Origin of the sequence: Oceanobacillus halotolerans (assembly GCF_010993955.1) — a bacterium.
GTDB classification, from domain to species: domain Bacteria; phylum Bacillota; class Bacilli; order Bacillales; family Amphibacillaceae; genus Oceanibacillus_A; species Oceanibacillus_A halotolerans.
In genome coordinates this window covers 62,815-81,262 of the sequence record NZ_WIXL01000009.1, presented here as the reverse complement: position 1 = coordinate 81,262, position 18,448 = coordinate 62,815, and the positions used below count along the sequence as shown (strand labels likewise).

Genomic DNA, 18,448 nt, shown 5'->3' with positions numbered 1-18,448 from the left:
ACATTAGTGCGCTTGGACTGGTATGTATGTCCGTTATAAAGTACGAGTCCTGTTCAATGAAGTTATCTGTAGCCGATAGTTGAAGGTGAAGCTTCAAAACTAAGGAGGGAAATGATGAAAAAATATGTTATTGTAATGCTTACGATGTTAATCGTGCTTTCAGCGTGTGGAAATACTAATGAAGAAGGAGAGCAAGATAAGGTTATACTTGCTGGTGGTGAATGGGATAGTATTATTTTTCATAATAATATTGCAAAGATAATCCTGGAAGATGGCTATGATTACGATGTGGAGATTATTACTGGGTCTACTGCAGCATTAATACAGGGAATTCGTCAGGATGAAATTAATATTTTTATGGAACTGTGGACAGATACAATGAAGGAAATGTATGAAGAAGGTACGGAAGCTGGTGAAATCGAAACAGTAGGATTAAACTTTGAGGCTGAAGAAAGTGGTTTTTATGTACCTACTTATGTAATAGAAGGGGATGCAGAACGGGGAATTGATCCTATTGCACCTGATTTAAGAAGAGTAGATCAGTTGAACGATTACTATGAATTATTCATAGACCCTGATGATCCGGAAAAAGGTAGGTTTTATAACGGTCCAAGCAGTTGGGCAGTGTCAAAGGTAATGGATGAGAAGTTCGAGGCTTACAATTTAGGAGAAAATTATAATAACTTCGGTTCAGGTTCTCAGGCTGCAATGAATGCATCTCTCGAGGCAGCATATGAAGAAGGGGAACCATGGTTAGGTTATGCATGGTCACCAACAGCAACAACAGCTAAATTTGATTTGACATTGTTGGAAGAAGATCCATATGATGAAGAAATTTATGAAGAAACGATGAAAACAGCACGGCCGCCGCAACAGGTATTGATTATTACAAACAGTGGTTTTCCTGAAGAACATCCAGAAATCAATGATTTTTTAAGTGAATATAAAACAACACCAGAACTGACAGAAGATGGTGTTGCTTACATGATTAATAATGAAGCCTCAGCTGAAGAAACTGCTGTTTGGTGGCTTAACGAAAATGAAGATGTCTGGACCGAATGGGTTCCTGAAGATGTAGTAGAAAAAGTGAAAAATTCATTACACTAAAATTAGCAATTAGTACTAGGTAATGATTAAAAAAGAGGAAAGACAAGTTAAACATTACTTGCCTTTCCTCTTTTTAATAAGCTCTTTTTATTGTTGCTAATAAGGACAATAACTAAGGCTGAGAAAAGAGCCTTTTAATATGGAGGTCTTTTCTAATGCTTTTCTAGTATTAAACGTAATGAATGAAAGCGAGTATTTTCCAGCAGCGGTGACTTAGCACACATCTATAAAGAATGTGAGGAAGCCATGCTAAACATTTACGACGCATAATATAGAAAATGTGACTTAGGAAAACAAAAGGTAAGAGGACTGCTCACTGATTGGTGGTTTACTTTATGAATCTTTTGTGACAACATCAAGCTTCCCAGTTTTGGGATCAATAACTAACCCATGAACATTTACCTCTTTTGGTAATAGTGGATGGTTTCGTATGATACCAACACTTTGCTCAACAGATTCCTCCACTGTTTCAAAGCCATGGAATTCATCATATAAATTAATACCAGCGTTTGTTAGGGTTTCAATTGTTTCCTTTGAGATCCCCCGCTCATTCATCTTAGCCGTTAAAGCTCCAGGGTCAACATGGGACATTCCACAATCATGATGGCCAATAACAACAACTTCTTCTGCTTGAAGTTCATAAATCGCAACAAGAATGCTTTTCATAATACTATCGAATGGCTTTCGAATAATAGCACCCGCGTTTTTGACCATTTTCACATCACCGGGTTTTAAGTTAATTGCATTTGGTAGTAGTTGTACCAATCGAGAGTCCATACAGGTGAAAATAACCATTCGTTTATTCGGAATACTGTCTGTTACAAATTCCTCATACTTTTTTTCAGCTACAAATTGTTCGTTATAAGCTAGCATTTTTTCTAAACTCATGATTCTCTCTCCTTTATGTTTTTTTCTAGTTCACACTCAAAATATAGCAGTTAATCAATCCAGTCGTATAGTAAAAAACAAGCATTTTCGTTTTTTTGTCAATTTAGTAGTGATAATTATCACATTTTGCTATCTGTTCTTGACTAAAGAATGACTCATGCTTTAAATGTGACGTTTTTCACAGTTAAATGGATTCCTACATTGGTTTAATGAGGATAGAGCAAAGAAAACAAATGGAGGGAATCCCAATGAAAAAGAAACACTCCCCGTTATGGAAACGATTAACGTATGTGAAACCGAAAGAAACGTATTCCGATAACCACAGTCAACAACATGTTGGAAATCGGGAATGGGAAAATGTGTACAGAAGAAGGTGGCAGCATGATAAAGTCATTCGCTCTACTCATGGCGTCAACTGTACTGGTTCTTGCAGTTGGAACATTTATGTAAAAGATGGCATCGTGACTTGGGAAGGTCAACAATTAGATTACCCAACTACTGGTCCTGATATGCCAGAATTTGAGCCAAGAGGATGTCCGCGAGGTGCTAGTTTTTCTTGGTATATTTATAGTCCATTACGCGTGAAATATCCATATATTCGAAAAAAATTATTAAAACTATGGAAAGAGGCCTTAACAACCCATGATAATGCTTTAGATGCTTGGGCAAGTATTGTAGAAGATTCAGATAAAGCAAACCTTTATAAACAAGCTCGTGGAAAAGGTGGATTAATTCGAGCAGATTGGGATGAAGTAACAAAATTAGTCGCTGCATCCACATTGTATACGATTAAAAAATATGGACCAGATCGTAATGTTGGATTTTCACCAATTCCAGCAATGTCTATGATTAGTCATGCAGCAGGAAGTCGCTTCATGTCCTTAATGGGTGGACCAATGTTAAGCTTTTATGATTGGTATGCGGATTTACCACCAGCTTCCCCACAAATTTGGGGAGATCAAACAGATGTTCCAGAAAGCTCTGACTGGTTTAATGCAGGTTACATTATGACATGGGGATCCAATGTACCATTAACCCGAACACCAGATGCTCATTTCTTAGTAGAAGCTCGCTATAAAGGAACGAAAGTCGTATCTGTCAGTCCTGATTATGCAGAGTCAACAAAATTTGCTGATGATTGGATGAGTGTCAAACAAGGAACAGATGGTGCAGTTGCAATGGCGATGGGACATGTCATTTTAAATGAATTTTATCATCAAGACATACAACCATATTTCGAATCCTATGCGAAACAATATACTGACTTTCCATTTGTTGTTCGGATGAAAAAAGGAGAAGACCATTATATTGCCGATCGGTTTTTACATGCGAAAGACCTTGGAATTGATTCGGAAAATAGTGAATGGAAACCTGCTATGTTTAATAAAACAACAAAAGAGTTTGCTATCCCGCAAGGCACAATGGGTTCACGATGGGATGATAAAGGCAAATGGAATTTACATTTAGTTGATGAAAATACAGAAGAAGCAATTGAACCAACATTAAGCTTTTTAGGTGAAGAAGATGAAGTGGCAACCGTTAATATGCCGTATTTTGATTCAGAGACACGCAGCGTTATTCATCGTGCGGTTCCAGTGAAAGCAGTTGAGATCAATGGAGAAAAAACATATGTCGCTACGGTTTATGACTTAATGCTTGCCAACTATGGTATCGATCGGGGCCTTGGTGGAGAAGCTGCAAAATCTTATGATGATGACACACCATTTACACCGGCATGGCAAGAAAAGATTTCGGGTGTAGATCGTAATCTTGTTATTAAAATTGCCCGTGAGTTTGCCCAAAATGCGATAGATACAGATGGCCGTTCGATGATCATTGTCGGAGCAGGGATTAACCATTGGTACAACTCAGATACCATTTACCGAGCTGTTGTAAATCTCGTCTTACTAGTCGGTGCACAAGGTGTAAACGGCGGAGGATGGGCACATTATGTTGGTCAAGAAAAGCTTCGTCCTGCAGAAGGATGGAATACGATCGCAACAGCAAAAGACTGGCAAGGACCAATGAAATTACAAAACGGAACATCTTTCTTCTATTTTGCAACCGACCAATGGCGTTATGAAGAAATACCAATTAGTAATTTAACGGCAGCTACAGTAGATAAAGCACGCTACGATCACTATGGCGACTATAATGTACTAGCAGCAAGACTAGGATGGCTACCATCTTATCCAACGTTTAATAAAAATGGATTGGATATTTATAAAGAGGCTGTAGCACTAGGACATGAATCAACAGAAGAGATTGGGAAATATGTTGCTAGTCAGTTGAAAGAAAAAGAACTGAAATTTGCGATAGAAGACCCAGATGCACCGGAGAACTTTCCACGTAACTTATTTGTTTGGCGTGCGAATTTAATCTCTAGTTCTGGGAAAGGTCATGAATATTTCTTGAAACACTTACTTGGCACAACCCACGGGTTATTAAATACCGATGAGGATAGCTTGCGTGCAGAGGAGATTACATGGCGTGAAGAAGCACCAGAAGGAAAACTAGATTTATTAATTAACCTAGACTTCCGTATGGCAGGAACAGCACTTTATTCTGACGTGATTTTGCCTGCAGCAACATGGTATGAAAAACACGATTTATCTAGTACCGATATGCACCCATTCGTACATCCATTTAACCCAGCTATCGCATCACCTTGGGAATCGAAATCAGACTGGGATATTTTCAAAGAGCTGGCCAAGGGTGTAACCAACTTAGCAGAAGAAATTGATATGGAGCCTGTTAAAGAAGTAGTTGCAACGCCATTATTGCATGATACACCTGCTGAAATGGCTCAACCATTTGGCGAAATTAAAGATTGGTCCAAAGGGGAATGTGATCCTATACCAGGTAAAACGATGCCACAAATTCATGTGATCGAACACAACTATAAGAATGTATATGCAAAAATGACTGCTTTAGGACCAAACGTTGGATCTAAGCCATATGGTGGAAAAGGCATTAATTGGGAAATGAAAAACGAATATGAAAAAGTAAAACAAACGATTGGAACGGTGAAAAACGGAAGTATTGCAGATGGATATCCAGATATCAGCAGTGCGCGTGATGCGTGTGAAGCGATCCTGATGCTGTCATCTACAACGAATGGAAAAGTTGCGGTGAAAGCATGGAAAGCACTGGAAGAGAAAACGAACCTAGAGCTGACAGATCTCGCATCCGAACGGGAAGAAGAATGCTTTACGTTTGATCAAATTACAGCACAACCGAAAACGGTTATTACATCACCAGCATTTAGTGGTTCGGAAAAAGGTGGAAGAAGATATTCGCCATTTACGACAAATATAGAACGAATGATTCCATTTAGAACCATAACTGGAAGACAATCCTATTACTTAGACCACGAAATGATGCAAGAGTTTGGCGAGTCTATGGCTGTATTCAAGCCGATCTTAGACCATACTCCATTTCGTGCAGACAGGCCAAAAGTAGAAGGAAAAGAAATCGTCTTGAACTACCTAACACCACATAACAAGTGGTCGATACACAGCATGTACTTTGATGCTCAACCAATGCTGACATTATTTAGAGGTGGTCCAACCATTTGGTTGAATAAAGATGATGCAGCAGAAATTGATGTTGAGGATAATGAATGGATTGAATGTTTCAACCGAAATGGTGTCGTGGTAGCACGTGCTGTCGTATCACACCGTATACCACGTTCAATGGCCTTTATGCACCATGCACAGGATCGACATATCCATGTGCCAGGAACAAAACTAACACAAAATCGTGGTGGGACCCATAATAGTCCAACAAGAATTCATGTGAAACCAACACATATGATTGGTGGATATGCACAATTAAGTTATGGATTTAACTATTATGGACCTACTGGTAATCAGCGTGACTTAAACGTTGTGATACGGAAACTAGAGGAGGTTGATTGGCTTGAAAATTAAAGCACAAGTCGGCATGGTAATGAACTTAGATAAATGTATTGGTTGTCATACGTGTAGTGTGACCTGTAAAAACACTTGGACAAATCGCCCTGGTGCAGAATACATGTATTTCAATAATGTCGAAACTAAACCAGGTATCGGGTACCCAAAAGAATGGGAGAACCAAGCAAAATACCGTGGTGGTTGGGAAGTAGAAAATGGCGAATTAAAACTGAAATCCGGAAGTAAAGCGAATCGCTTATTAAACCTATTTTATAATCCATACCAACCAACTTTGGAAGATTATTATGAGCCATGGAATTATGATTATGAAAATTTAACCAATAGTCCAGAGAAAAAACATCAACCTGTCGCACGTGCAAAATCAGCGATAACAGATGAATTCATGGACATTGAATGGGGTCCAAACTGGGAGGATGACTTAGCAGGTGCACACGTTACTGGTTTACGAGATCCAAATGTTGTACAAATGGAGGAATCCATAAAGACAGAATTTGAAGAAGTGTTCATGATGTATCTACCACGTATATGTGAGCATTGTATTAACCCATCGTGTGTATCATCGTGTCCGTCAGGTGCGATGTATAAACGGGATGAAGATGGGATTGTTTTAGTAGATCAAAATGCATGTCGTGGCTGGCGTCATTGTGTGACATCTTGTCCGTACAAAAAAGTTTATTTCAACTGGAAAACCAATAAAGCAGAAAAATGTACCTTATGTTATCCGCGAATTGAGAATGGGCAACCAACCATTTGTTCAGAAACTTGTGTAGGTCGTATTCGTTACATTGGGGTTATGCTTTATGATGCAGATCGTGTAAAAGAAGCAGCATCCGTGCCAGATGAAAAAGATTTATATCGTGCTCAATTAGGTATTTTCTTAGATCCACATGATCCAGAAATTATCGAAGGAGCGAAAAAACAAGGAATTCCAGCAGATTGGATTGAAGCAGCGCAAAAGTCTCCAATTTATAAAATGATTATCGATTGGGAAATTGCATTGCCATTACATCCAGAGTATCGCACAATGCCAATGGTTTGGTATATTCCACCATTAAGCCCTGTGATGAACATGATTGAAGGAAAAGGTAGTGTTGCTGATACAGACGACATTTTCCCTGCCATTGATCAGATTCGTATTCCGATTGAATATTTAGCCAACTTATTAACAGCTGGAGATAAGAGCCATATCCGAACTGTCTTAAAGAAAATGGCAGTTATGCGTAACTACATGCGTGCAAAACAAACTGGAAAAGATTTTGACACAACCATTATTCATGAACTTGGCTTAACAGAAGATGCGATCGAAACAATGTTTAGAATTCTAGCGATTGCGAAATACGAAGATCGTTTTGTAATCCCGCATAGTCATAAAGAAACAGCAACAGATGCTTATATGGAACAAGGTGCTTGTGGGTTAGATTTTGAAGGAGGTCCTGGTAGCTGTGGTGTTATGATGTAACACCACACATCCGTGACCAGAAAGGATGTATGCAATGAACGAACAGGCAATAAAAACAAGTTATCAGATTCTATCTTTTTTAATGCAGTATCCTAATCAAAGTGTGCGCGATGCATTACCAGATGTAAAAGACACGATGAACGAATTAGATAATCCTTCTGTTCAATCATCCGTAAAGTCGTTTGTGGATTATCTCGAAAGTATTTCAGATGAAGCATGGGTTGAACATTACATTGAGTACTTTGACTTTGGAAAAATCACAAACTTATATGTGACATACTTAAAGTTAGGAGAACAACGTGAACGTGGCTTAGAACTGTTGAAATTAAAGAAATTTTATGAATCGGCTGGGTTTGATGTGACAGATAAAGAGTTACCAGACTATCTTCCGTTAATGCTTGAATTTTGTGGTCATGTTTCATTGGAAACGGGAAAAGAATTACTCGGGATGTATCATGCCAACATTGAAGAAATTCGGATAAAATTAACAGAGGCACAAAGTGATTATAGGCACATATTAGATGCGTTATTACAGGTGATGGGAGCCAGTGGATTGGTACGAGAATCTGCCTAATAAGGAGTGAAAGCACACAATGAATACGTTAGATCTATTGTTGTGGGGGATCTTTCCGTATATTGTCCTGACGATATTTATTGGCGGGCATATATACCGATATCAAAAAGATCAATTTGGTTGGAGTACAAAATCAAGTGAATTTTTGGATAAAAAAAGTATTAAAATTGGTTCTCAATTGTTTCATTGGGGGGTTCTGTTCGTATTAGCTGGCCACTTTATGGGATTGATTATCCCAGTCGGCGTCTATAATGCAATGGGGATATCGGAACACATGTACCATAATATGGCACTTATTTTTGGGATTCCAGCTGGTATAGCAGCTTTTGTTGGTTTAGTCCTATTATATTATCGAAGGTTTTCGATTAAACGAATTCGTGTAACCTCTTCTAAAGGAGACTGGGCCGTACTGTTTTTTCTAGGGATTGTCATTTTATCAGGATTGTCAGCAACCTTTATGAATATTGATGCACATGGTTTCGATTATCGTACGACGATTGCACCATGGTTACGTGGATTATTTATATTTAACGTACAACCAGAATTAATGGCAACTGTTCCAGTATGGTTTAAAGTGCATATTGTAGCATTTTACGGGATTGCGGTTGTATGGCCTTTTACACGACTTGTACATGTATTTAGTTTACCACTGCGTTATATGAGAAGGAATTACGTAATTTATCGGAAATTGGATAATAATAATAGGAGAATTTCTTAACATAAAAACACGTTACCTAAAGCAAAAGCGGTGGAATAGATTGGTAAGTGTAAATTATTAGGAGGGTTAGGAAATGGAGCAACGAAAAGGACAAACATCAGCATTAGTTCTTTCAACAGTTGCGATGGTTGTTGCATTTACAGTTTGGGGAATTCTTTCTCCAATGGCTCAGGAAATGGAAGAGCTATATGGATTAACAGCAACTCAAACGAGTGTGTTGGTAGCGGTTCCTGTAATTTTAGGTTCAATTATGCGTATCCCATTGGGTATATTATCTGATAAGTATAGTGGTCGGAAAGTGTATACCTTGACGATGCTATTTGTAGCATTACCATTAATTGGAGCGAGCTTTGCTAATTCTTATGGAATGATTTTATTCTTTGCATTCTTCCTAGGGATTGCAGGTTCTACTTTTGCGATTGCTATTACGTATATTTCTGGTTGGTACCCAGCTAAAAAACAAGGATTAGTACTTGGAATTGCTGGGGTTGGGAATGTAGGTACAGCGGTAGCAGGTTTTATTATCCCTGCTATTGTAGCTACCTATAGTGTAGCATGGGCCTTTCGGATTTTAGCTGTTGCCATTATCATTATGGCGATCATCTTCTATTTTGGTACGAAAGACCGAGAACAATCAGGGGATAAAACCTTTAAAGATTCCATGGAGGCATTGAAGTACAAGCAAACATGGATGTTGTCGCTATTTTACTTTTTAACCTTTGGCGTTTTTGTAGCGATGGGTATTTATTTACCTACCTTATTAATTGATTTATTTGATTTAACGTCAGTTGATGCGGGAAGACGTGCAGCAGGGTTTATTACGTTAGCAACCTTTATACGTCCTGTAGGTGGAATGATTGCTGATAAATTAAATCCAAAATTTTTAATTACAATTGTGTTTATGGTCATTGCCGTCAGTGCACTGTTTCTTGCATTCTTTAGTAATAGCATTATTTTATTTACGATCTTTTGCTTAGTGATTGCAGCATTTGCAGGGTTAGGTAATGGTGTTGTATTCAAACTTGTACCACTTGTATCCCCATCTAACACAGGAGCTGTAACTGGAATTGTTGGTGCAGCAGGTGGCTTGGGTGGATTTTTTCCGCCGATCCTGCTTGGTATTGTAAAAGATACAACGGGAACCTTTATGGTTGGGTTCATTTTACTAGCATTATTCAGTCTGGTCTGTCTATGGATAAACATGAGAAGAAAGCAAATGGTAACATAACATATGAATTGGAGAAGAATTGATGATAAAACAAGTCTTCTCCTTTTTTAGTGGGAGATTTCTACCTTTTTCCAGTTCATGTCTTTCATGCCTGAACCAGTGAATGTCAGTGATCGGATTAGGAAATAAGGCTATGAAAAAGCAAAATATATGGCGATCCCCAACCTAGCAAGAATAATCACCAAAGGTAACCGAGAGTTCCCCTTTATCTCCTAGCTTTTGTTCTTCATGATTTAGTGAAAATGCACTATACTATAAGTAATACATATAGAGGAATTGTTCACTATATAGCAGTTGGCGGGGGTGCGGTATGGATAAGAATGATCAAGATACTCCAGATGTGGTTGATGAAGATTTATATGAAGAGATTGAAGAAGAAGAATTGGTGGAATTAGTAGAAATAGAAAGACAAAAAGCGTTGCAGCGAGCAAAAGAGGATGAAGAAAATAAGAAACCGAAACGTCCATTTCCGAAGTGGGCATTTTGGTTAATTTCCATTGCTATGGTGTTTAATGTGTTTGCTGTACTCCCACAAACGTTTTCTATCCCAGCGATAGACTTTTTAATTACCTCGGCTAAATTATCAACCCAGGAAGATATTCAAACCTATAAGGAAGCAGTTGTTGTCATTGAAACAAATGACAGTAGGGGGACAGGTTTTGCGATAACGAGTAATGGAACCATATTAACGAATCATCATGTGGTGGAAGGTGAAGATACCGTTACCGTAGCATTTCCGGAAGATGGGTTATTTCAAGGGGAAGTGGTAGCATCTTATCCCTCTGTTGACTTAGCAGTTGTCGAAACGAATGGGGACGATTTACCCTATTTACAGTTAGCAGCTGAAACACAGTATGAACCAAATGAATCTATTTATTTTATTGGTAATCCATTACGATTTCAAGGCATTGCTAATGAAGGAACCATATTAGAATCGACACTACTATCTAGTTGGGAAGAGGAAGTACTCATGATCGAAGCCCCTGTTTATCGTGGGAATAGTGGAAGTCCGATCATTAATGATAACGGTGAAGTGATTGGAGTAATTTTTGCTACATTGAATCATGATAACTATGGGAGAGTAGGCTTATTTGTTCCTATTGACTATTATTATGATTACCACGGTTCGTGAGAGGAGATTAATTGTGTGGAAACCATTATTTCAAAATCCTATTGCATCCCAACAATGGAAAAACATGTGTTTTCTACACTGGCCTGTTCCATATGATATCATTCGGCCACAAGTACCATCCCCCTTTAAGCTAGAAACCTACAATGGCTATGCATGGGTAACGATTGTATTTTTTTGTGTCCAGCATACCAAGTTACGAGGCATGTCTAAAAAGTTGCACTATCCTCCCTTTTTACAAATGAATATTCGAACTTATATCCAGTTTTATGAGGAACCAAGCGTTTATTTTTTATCTATTAAGACGGATCGTAAACTGGCCGCTTGGTTTGTGCGTACTTTTTTCCGCTTCCCGATTTATCCCGCATCCATTCATCAACAGCAATTAACGAATAAGCATTTTTATGAAATAAAGCGAGAAGCAAAGCCCTCCTGCCATCTCGCTTTAGGATTTTATCCGACAGATGACACTTTTGATGCAGCAGATAGGCCATTGTCTAAATGGTTAATGGAACGTTATGCTTTTTATTTTCGCAGCGAAAAAAAGATAGTTAAAGGAAGGGTAAGGCATGAACCCTGGAGAATGCAGACAGCTAATGCCGAGGTTGGTCCCTCTGATATTACTACGGCTCCAATTGCTTTTACAGTACCCAACAAACAGGCATACCTGTATCCGTTACAAACGATAGGATTATTTTCCGATGGGTAACGAATACGTAAATAAATTGTAACGGTTTTGAGATGGCTACAAGACAAGTTTCTACGGTATGATATATATTAATATCAATGATTTTAATAGAAAATGGTGATTACATCATGTTGTATATAGATGATAAAAAGAGTCAATTAATCCCCACAAATGAATCGCTACAAACGTATTATATATTAGATGGCGAGGGTGAGCTCAAATGATGGCGAGTCAACCTCTTGAAGAGATGAAATTACATGAAATGGTTTTTAGTGCACAGCAAGGTGACCAAGGCATTCAAAATTACCTACTAAAAACCTATCAGCCATTTATTGCTAAATGTGTATCGGAAGTTTGCAAACGATATATAGATCCAAAACGGGATGATGAATATAGTATAGGATTATTTGCATTTAACGAAGCGATTTTAGCCTTTTCTCCAGATAAGGGTAGTTCATTTTTATCATTTGCAAAGCTTGTAATTAAACGAAAAGTCATTGATTATATCCGTCAAATAAAACGATATCCTGTCGCTGTTTCCATCGATGAAGAACTAGAGGAAGAGCGAATGAACAACCCATCAGAAATCAATGCTGTTCGTGAGCAATACTATCAAGAGCAAGATGCATGGTATCGAAAACAGGAAATTCTAGATTATCAACAAAAACTGCGCACATACAAACTGTCCTTAGAAGAGTTAACGAAAATTTCACCGAAGCATAAGGATGCCAGAAAGTCTGCCATCCAAGTTGCTAAACAGCTTTTCGATGACCCTGAGTTAAAAGAGTATGTCGAGCGGAAGAAAAAATTACCAATTAAAGTATTAGCAAGCAAAGTAGATGTGAGTAAAAAAACGTTAGAACGTAATCGTAAATTTATCCTTGCATTGTTTATTGTATTAAATGAGGATTATGTTTACCTAAAAGACTATTTGAAGGGGGCAAGTTCGTGAAAAAGGGAATTGTCATGGAAAAACATCGGAAATATAGCATTATAATGACACGAGATGGTCATTTTCAAAAAAGTGCCCCACTTCAAAATGTTAACATTGGTGAAGAAGTTAACTTTAAACCAATGAAAAGTAAACGAATCAGTTTGCGAACCCCTTCTTGGAATAGTTGGATGGCAATTGCTGCCTGTATGGTCCTCTTTTTCGTAATTTATTTTTCTTGGGCATCGCCGAATACAACCTATGCTTATATTACGATTGATATTAATCCGAGTTTAGAGTTAGCCATTGATGAGGAGATGAATGTCCAATCGGTTACACCATTAAATGACGATGCAAAACAAATCCAAAAAGAGTTAGAAGATTATCATAAAGTCTCGCTAAAAGAGGTCATTAATACCATTATCATGAAAAGTGAAACACAAAATTTGCTTGAGAATGGGAAGAATATGCTTATAGGGATAAGCTACGATTCGACAGATCTTGAAACAAATGATGAACTTTTAGAAAATGTGGAGCACTATGTAAAACAAGAAATAGATGACTGGCAGGTTGCAACCTTTCATGTACCGAAAAAAGTTCGGCAGCTAGCAAAAGAGGAAAGAAAATCAATGAATGAACTGATGGCTTCCTCTTTTAGTGAAAATGAAGAAGAAGTAAATAGAGAAGAACATTACATTGATAAACAAGAAGAAGCAATTATCAATTCTTTTTATAATCAGGATGAAGAAAAGACAAATAAAGAAGATAAACAGGAAAAAGTGGTTCCAAAAGATCGAAGTGAATCTGACATTATTATGTCATCCAACAAAAAAGATCAATCTAATGGAAATTCAAATCAAGGTAAAGCGAAATCGCTTAATAACCAATCTACTAATGGAAAACAGCCACCACACGTGTTAGAGAAAAAACAACATAAAGAAAATAGTAAAAACGATCAAGCACACCCATCAAAAAATAAAGATACAAAACAGAAGAAAGATAAAAAATCAAATGGGAAATCCAATAATGGGAAAGAAAAATCCAATAATGGTAAGGGACATTTGAAAAAGAAAGAAAAGCAAAATAATAGCAAGGTACATGGGAAAAGCAAAGAAAAACCCAATAATGGAAATGGACATTGAAAAGGTAAGGGTAATGGTCGAAATCATAAATAAAAGGATGCACTTCCTGTGAGGTGCATCCCTTATTCTATCCTAAATTTCCATGGCAACGGATGGGGTTTCTTGTTTCATTGCATGGTCAATGTAGTAAAGAAGATTATCGTGCTTTTGAATAATCTTCCGTTCATCCACAGAATAATGGTAAGCATTTAAAAAATGCTGGATTTTCTTTGATAAAACATCATCATTTGTGCGGACCATTAAAACAAGTAAGTCATCCCACTGTCCCCACAATGTGTAATATAACGCTTTATCATAATCGAGAATCTCCATTTATTGCCCTCCTTATAAATATAAGGGTTCAGTTATAGTCTCCCCAATTTCTATATATATTGTCGAAAACATTAATGGTGTGATTTCCATTTTTAAGGAATTTCGACAAAGCATAAAAAATCCTTACTGTTATAAACTATGAGCAAACCAGAAAGGAGGAGATTAACCTGTATGAAATGGAAAATATACAGTTTGGCAATGGCAGCAATAATAGCATTACCTGCATGCCAAGCAGATAATGAAGAGGGACAACCTAATAACAATAATGGTGTAGAACAAACACGTTACAATAATACTACTGGTGAATTAGAGCAAAATGGTCAAAATGATGCAAATGATTTTGCTCGTGATTATGATATGGAACGCGACAACAATACGAATCGTGGGTTAGGTGGTGATCAAACCCCAGCAAATCCAAAAGATGATGATACTGGAAATACCCAAAACACAGGAAATGACGGAAACGGAAATAACCAAAACAGAAATGACCAGGAGTATGAAGTAGCAGATCGAGCAGCGGACAGAATAGCAGAAGAAATTAATGAAATTGACCAAGCATATGTATTGCGAACCGATAATAATGCCTATGTTGCGGCAGTCTTAGACAATGATGGCAATAACAACAATAACCAAAATGGTAACATGAACAATGATGAATTATCTGAAGATGTGAAAGGTGAAATTTCCGATATTGTTCAATCTGTTGATTCAGACGTTGAAAATGTATATGTTTCCACAAATCCAGATTTTGTTAACTTAACGAATAATTATGCCAACGACCTTGATAATGGTCAACCAGTTGAAGGCTTCTTTGATCAAATGGGTAACATGATTGAACGACTATTCCCACAAAATCAGTAACAATGACTAAAAACGAGTGTTCCCTAAAAAAGGAGCACTCGTTTTTATAATAAGTAGTTATTTTGAAACCTATTTTCGGGTGTTTAAAGCTTCAGCGCCTTAATTATTTTTGTGAAATAAGCGAACATGTGGTATTCTAATACATATAATTCGTACTAATCATAGTTAATTACTGTGAATTCAACATAGATGGAGTTGACAAAAATGGGCCGTGAATTTATGACGTTGTTTGATGACTGGGCAAGTTCCTATGATGACACGATTGATGGAGCTGATGTTGAATATAAAGAGGTCTTTAAACATTATGATATAATATTGGAGGAAGTTGCCAACCGTGCAAGGGGAAATGTGATCGAGTTTGGAGTTGGTACAGGGAATCTATCCAGCAAAATAATGAATAAAGGGAAGAAACTAATTGGAATTGAGCCGTCCAAAGCAATGCAGGATGTAGTTAAAAAAAAATACCCACAGTTGCAAGTGCTTGATGGTGATTTTTTAGAATTTCCATCTATCCCTTTTTCCGTTGATACGATTGTTAGTACGTATGCCTTTCATCATTTAACAGATGACGAAAAGGAAAGAGCCATTAAATTATACGCGAAACTACTTCCTCCTACAAAAGGGAAAATTGTATTTGCTGATACAATTTTTGCTACCGAAGAAGATAAAGATAAGGCAATAAAAGAAGCAACGGATAAAGGGTTTACCCGTTTAGCTGCCGATTTGAAACGAGAGTATTATACAACTATTGCAACATTACAACAAATATTTGATAACCAGCAGTTTGATGTGGAATTTAAAAGAATGAATAAGTTCGTATGGCTGTTGATCGCAGAAAAACAAAATTTGAAAAGGAGCGATAACGAATGAGTAAAAAAATGAATGTAGAAAGTTTTAATTTAGACCACACGAAAGTAAAAGCACCATATGTAAGATTAGTTGGTGTAACAGAAGGAGCAAATGGGGACAAAGTATATAAATATGATGTTCGCTTTAAACAGCCGAATAAAGCACATATGGAAATGGCGGGTTTACATTCGATTGAGCATCTAATGGCCGAAAATATTCGGAATCATATCGATAATGTCCTCGATATTGGACCAATGGGATGCCAAACAGGGTTTTATTTAGCGATCATGAATAATGACAGTTTTGACGATGTCGTAAATGCACTAGAAAAAACACTACAGGATGTATTAGATGCAACTGAAGTTCCTGCATGTAATGAAGTGCAATGTGGATGGGCTGCTAACCATAGTTTAGAAGGTGCCAAAGAAATTGCAGAGGAAATGCTTTCTCGTAAAGATGAGTGGCACGAAGTATTTCCAGCAGAATAAGAGGGATGAAAAATGGCAGTATATCATTCAATTGATGAATTAATCGGAAATACCCCTTTATTCGAATTGACACAATTCAATTTACCGACGAATGTTCGGCTATATGCTAAATTAGAGTTTTACAATCCAGGTGGTAGTGTGAAGGATCGCCTTGGCGTTGAGCTAATCCAAGATGCAATAGAACGGGGAGAAATTACAGACGGTGGCACGATTATTGAACCAACAGCTGGTAATACAGGTATTGGTCTTGCCTTAGCAGCTAAACAAAAAGGACTTCACGTTATATTTTGTGTGCCAGAACATTTTAGTAACGAAAAGCAAATGATTATGAAAGCCTTAGGTGCTGAAATTATCCATACACCTCGAAATAAGGGGATGGTAGGTGCCATTGAGAAAACGAACGAATTGCTGAAAGATATCCCAAATAGCTATTCCCCAAAACAGTTTTCAAATGCTGCAAACCCCCGTGCCTATTACAATACTCTAGCTCCCGAAATTTGGACTGATTTAAATGGTAAGCTTGATGTATTCGTTGCAGGAGCTGGTACTGGTGGCACATTTATGGGGAGTGCAAGATTTTTGAAAGAGAAAAACCCACAAATGAAGACAGCTATTGTAGAACCAGAAGGCTCAGTAATTGCAGGTGGAGAACCTGGTCCACATGACACAGAAGGAATTGGGATGGAATTTCTCCCTGAATATATGGATCGTACTTATTTCGATTCCATCCATACAATTTCCGATAATGAGGCATTTTGGATGGTGAGACAACTTGCTGAAAAAGAAGGGTTATTAGTTGGAAGCTCATCAGGTGCTGCAATGGTAGCTGCTTTAAAAGAAGCAGAACAAGCATCTGGGCCAACAACGATTGTTACGGTTTTTCCAGATGGTAGTGACCGTTATTTAAGCAAAAATATCTACCAATTGTAAAGGAGTGGCAAAAGGATGAGAAAAAAGACGAAAATGATACATGGCGGGATCACATCAGATGAACGAACAGGTGCTGTTTCGGTACCGATTTACCAAGTTAGTACGTATAAACAAGATTCGGTAGGCAAACACCGTGGTTTTGAATACTCACGAACTGGGAATCCAACAAGACATGCATTGGAAACCGTGATTGCCGAATTAGAAAATGGTGAAGCAGGTTTTGCATTTGGCTCTGGTATGGCAGCTATTACCTCTGTGATGATGCTGTTTAATGCGGATGATCACATTGTAATGACGGACGATGTCTATGGTGGTTCGTATCGACTAATGACAAAAGTATTAAACCGCTTTAATCTTGATCATTCCTTTGTTGATACAAGTGTTCCAGAAAAAGTAGAGGCTGCGATTAAACCAAACACGAAAGCATTGTTCTTGGAAACGCCTACCAACCCATTATTAAAAATAACAGATATACAAAAAATGGTGGAAATCGCAAAAAAACACAGCTTACTTGTGATTGTCGATAATACATTTGCCACACCATATTGGCAATTACCATTAGACCTTGGTGCAGATATTGTTCTACACAGTGCGACAAAATATATTGGTGGACATAGTGATGTGGTTGCAGGTTTGGTCGCAGTAAATTCAACTGACTTAGCAGAAGAACTTCATTTTATCCAAAATTCAGCAGGTGGGGTATTAGGACCACAAGATGCATGGTTATTGATGCGTGGAATTAAAACCTTAGCTCTCCGCATGGAAGCAATTGAAAAAAACACACAAAAAATAGTGGAATTTCTTCAATCGCATGAACAAGTATCAACGATTTATTATCCAGGTCTTCCAGAACATCCTGGTCATGACATTGCGAAACGGCAAGTAAGCGGTTTTGGTGGCATGATTTCATTTGATATCGGGAGTGGAGAACGAGCTGAAAAGGTATTAGAGAATGTAAACTATTTTACATTGGCTGAAAGCTTAGGTGCAGTGGAAAGTTTAATCTCTCTACCAGCAAAAATGACACATGCCTCCATTCCACGCGAACGTAGAATGGAACTAGGTATAACAGATGGATTAATTCGTTTATCTATCGGAATTGAAGATAGCGATGATCTAATAGAAGATTTAAAACAAGCAATGGAATAAGTTTATTCATAAATGATGTCTGGGCTTCCTATATAGTAAGAGCTTGATAAAATTATCGAG

The 18,448-nt window shown here is 37.7% G+C and carries 17 protein-coding genes; 15 read left to right on the top strand and 2 right to left on the bottom strand.

Features of this window, described 5'->3' with window-relative positions:
* Positions 1-114: 114 nt before the first annotated feature.
* Positions 115-1,107, top strand: coding sequence for an ABC transporter substrate-binding protein (locus GHC26_RS11310; RefSeq protein WP_226376922.1), 993 nt, complete (start codon positions 115-117; stop codon positions 1,105-1,107).
* A 333-nt stretch (positions 1,108-1,440) separates the two neighbouring features.
* Here the strand turns inward: GHC26_RS11310 and GHC26_RS11305 are convergent, their stop codons facing one another.
* Positions 1,441-1,998 carry a beta-class carbonic anhydrase gene (locus GHC26_RS11305; protein ID WP_205599219.1) on the bottom strand — a complete coding sequence of 186 codons (558 nt, stop codon included), beginning with the start codon at positions 1,996-1,998 and terminating at the stop codon, positions 1,441-1,443.
* A 245-nt stretch (positions 1,999-2,243) separates the two neighbouring features.
* On the opposite strand from GHC26_RS11305, the gene GHC26_RS11300 reads away from it, so the two are divergent.
* The 9 genes from GHC26_RS11300 (at position 2,244) to GHC26_RS11260 (ending at position 13,799) form a co-directional block, all read left to right on the top strand.
* A complete protein-coding gene (locus GHC26_RS11300; RefSeq protein ID WP_163971386.1) occupies positions 2,244-5,927 on the top strand; it encodes a nitrate reductase subunit alpha in 3,684 nt (1,227 codons plus the stop codon).
* Positions 5,917-7,389 carry a nitrate reductase subunit beta gene (gene narH, locus GHC26_RS11295; protein WP_163971385.1) on the top strand — a complete coding sequence of 491 codons (1,473 nt, stop codon included), beginning with the start codon at positions 5,917-5,919 and terminating at the stop codon, positions 7,387-7,389. The genes GHC26_RS11300 and narH overlap by 11 nt, the downstream gene beginning before the upstream one ends.
* A 34-nt stretch (positions 7,390-7,423) precedes the next feature.
* Positions 7,424-7,963 carry a nitrate reductase molybdenum cofactor assembly chaperone gene (gene narJ / locus GHC26_RS11290; RefSeq protein WP_163971384.1) on the top strand — a complete coding sequence of 180 codons (540 nt, stop codon included), beginning with the start codon at positions 7,424-7,426 and terminating at the stop codon, positions 7,961-7,963.
* Between the two features lie 19 nt (positions 7,964-7,982).
* Positions 7,983-8,681: a respiratory nitrate reductase subunit gamma gene (gene narI, locus GHC26_RS11285; RefSeq protein ID WP_163971383.1), complete on the top strand. Its 699-nt coding sequence runs from the start codon at positions 7,983-7,985 to the stop codon at positions 8,679-8,681.
* Between the two features lie 73 nt (positions 8,682-8,754).
* Complete coding sequence (locus tag GHC26_RS11280; protein ID WP_163971382.1) at positions 8,755-9,909, top strand: MFS transporter; 1,155 nt, start codon at positions 8,755-8,757, stop codon at positions 9,907-9,909.
* A 310-nt stretch (positions 9,910-10,219) separates the two neighbouring features.
* Positions 10,220-11,041, top strand: a complete 822-nt coding sequence (locus GHC26_RS11275; RefSeq protein ID WP_163971381.1) for a S1C family serine protease — start codon at positions 10,220-10,222, stop codon at positions 11,039-11,041.
* Between the two features lie 13 nt (positions 11,042-11,054).
* A complete protein-coding gene (locus tag GHC26_RS11270) occupies positions 11,055-11,747 on the top strand; it encodes a DUF2071 domain-containing protein (protein ID WP_163971380.1) in 693 nt (230 codons plus the stop codon).
* Between the two features lie 199 nt (positions 11,748-11,946).
* Entirely contained in the window at positions 11,947-12,678 is a 732-nt protein-coding gene (sigI, locus tag GHC26_RS11265) for an RNA polymerase sigma-I factor (RefSeq protein ID WP_163971379.1), read from the top strand.
* Entirely contained in the window at positions 12,675-13,799 is a 1,125-nt protein-coding gene (locus GHC26_RS11260; protein WP_163971378.1) for an anti-sigma factor domain-containing protein, read from the top strand. Before sigI ends, GHC26_RS11260 begins: the two co-directional genes overlap by 4 nt.
* A 72-nt stretch (positions 13,800-13,871) precedes the next feature.
* Here GHC26_RS11260 and GHC26_RS11255 read toward each other — a convergent pair whose 3' ends face one another.
* Positions 13,872-14,111, bottom strand: coding sequence for a YhdB family protein (locus GHC26_RS11255; protein WP_163971377.1), 240 nt, complete (start codon positions 14,109-14,111; stop codon positions 13,872-13,874).
* Positions 14,112-14,282: 171 nt separating this feature from the next.
* Here GHC26_RS11255 and GHC26_RS11250 point away from each other — a divergent pair, with 171 nt between their 5' ends.
* The 5 genes from GHC26_RS11250 (at position 14,283) to GHC26_RS11230 (ending at position 18,388) form a co-directional block, all read left to right on the top strand.
* A complete protein-coding gene (locus GHC26_RS11250; RefSeq protein ID WP_163971376.1) occupies positions 14,283-14,972 on the top strand; it encodes a YhcN/YlaJ family sporulation lipoprotein in 690 nt (229 codons plus the stop codon).
* Between the two features lie 204 nt (positions 14,973-15,176).
* Positions 15,177-15,842 (top strand): class I SAM-dependent DNA methyltransferase, encoded by a 666-nt coding sequence (locus GHC26_RS11245; RefSeq protein WP_163971375.1) that lies wholly within the window; start codon positions 15,177-15,179, stop codon positions 15,840-15,842.
* A complete protein-coding gene (locus GHC26_RS11240) occupies positions 15,839-16,309 on the top strand; it encodes an S-ribosylhomocysteine lyase (RefSeq protein WP_163971374.1) in 471 nt (156 codons plus the stop codon). The genes GHC26_RS11245 and GHC26_RS11240 overlap by 4 nt, the downstream gene beginning before the upstream one ends.
* 12 nt (positions 16,310-16,321) lie before the next feature.
* Positions 16,322-17,239, top strand: coding sequence for a PLP-dependent cysteine synthase family protein (locus GHC26_RS11235; RefSeq protein WP_163971373.1), 918 nt, complete (start codon positions 16,322-16,324; stop codon positions 17,237-17,239).
* Between the two features lie 15 nt (positions 17,240-17,254).
* Complete coding sequence (locus tag GHC26_RS11230; protein WP_163971372.1) at positions 17,255-18,388, top strand: bifunctional cystathionine gamma-lyase/homocysteine desulfhydrase; 1,134 nt, start codon at positions 17,255-17,257, stop codon at positions 18,386-18,388.
* Positions 18,389-18,448 lie beyond the last annotated feature (60 nt).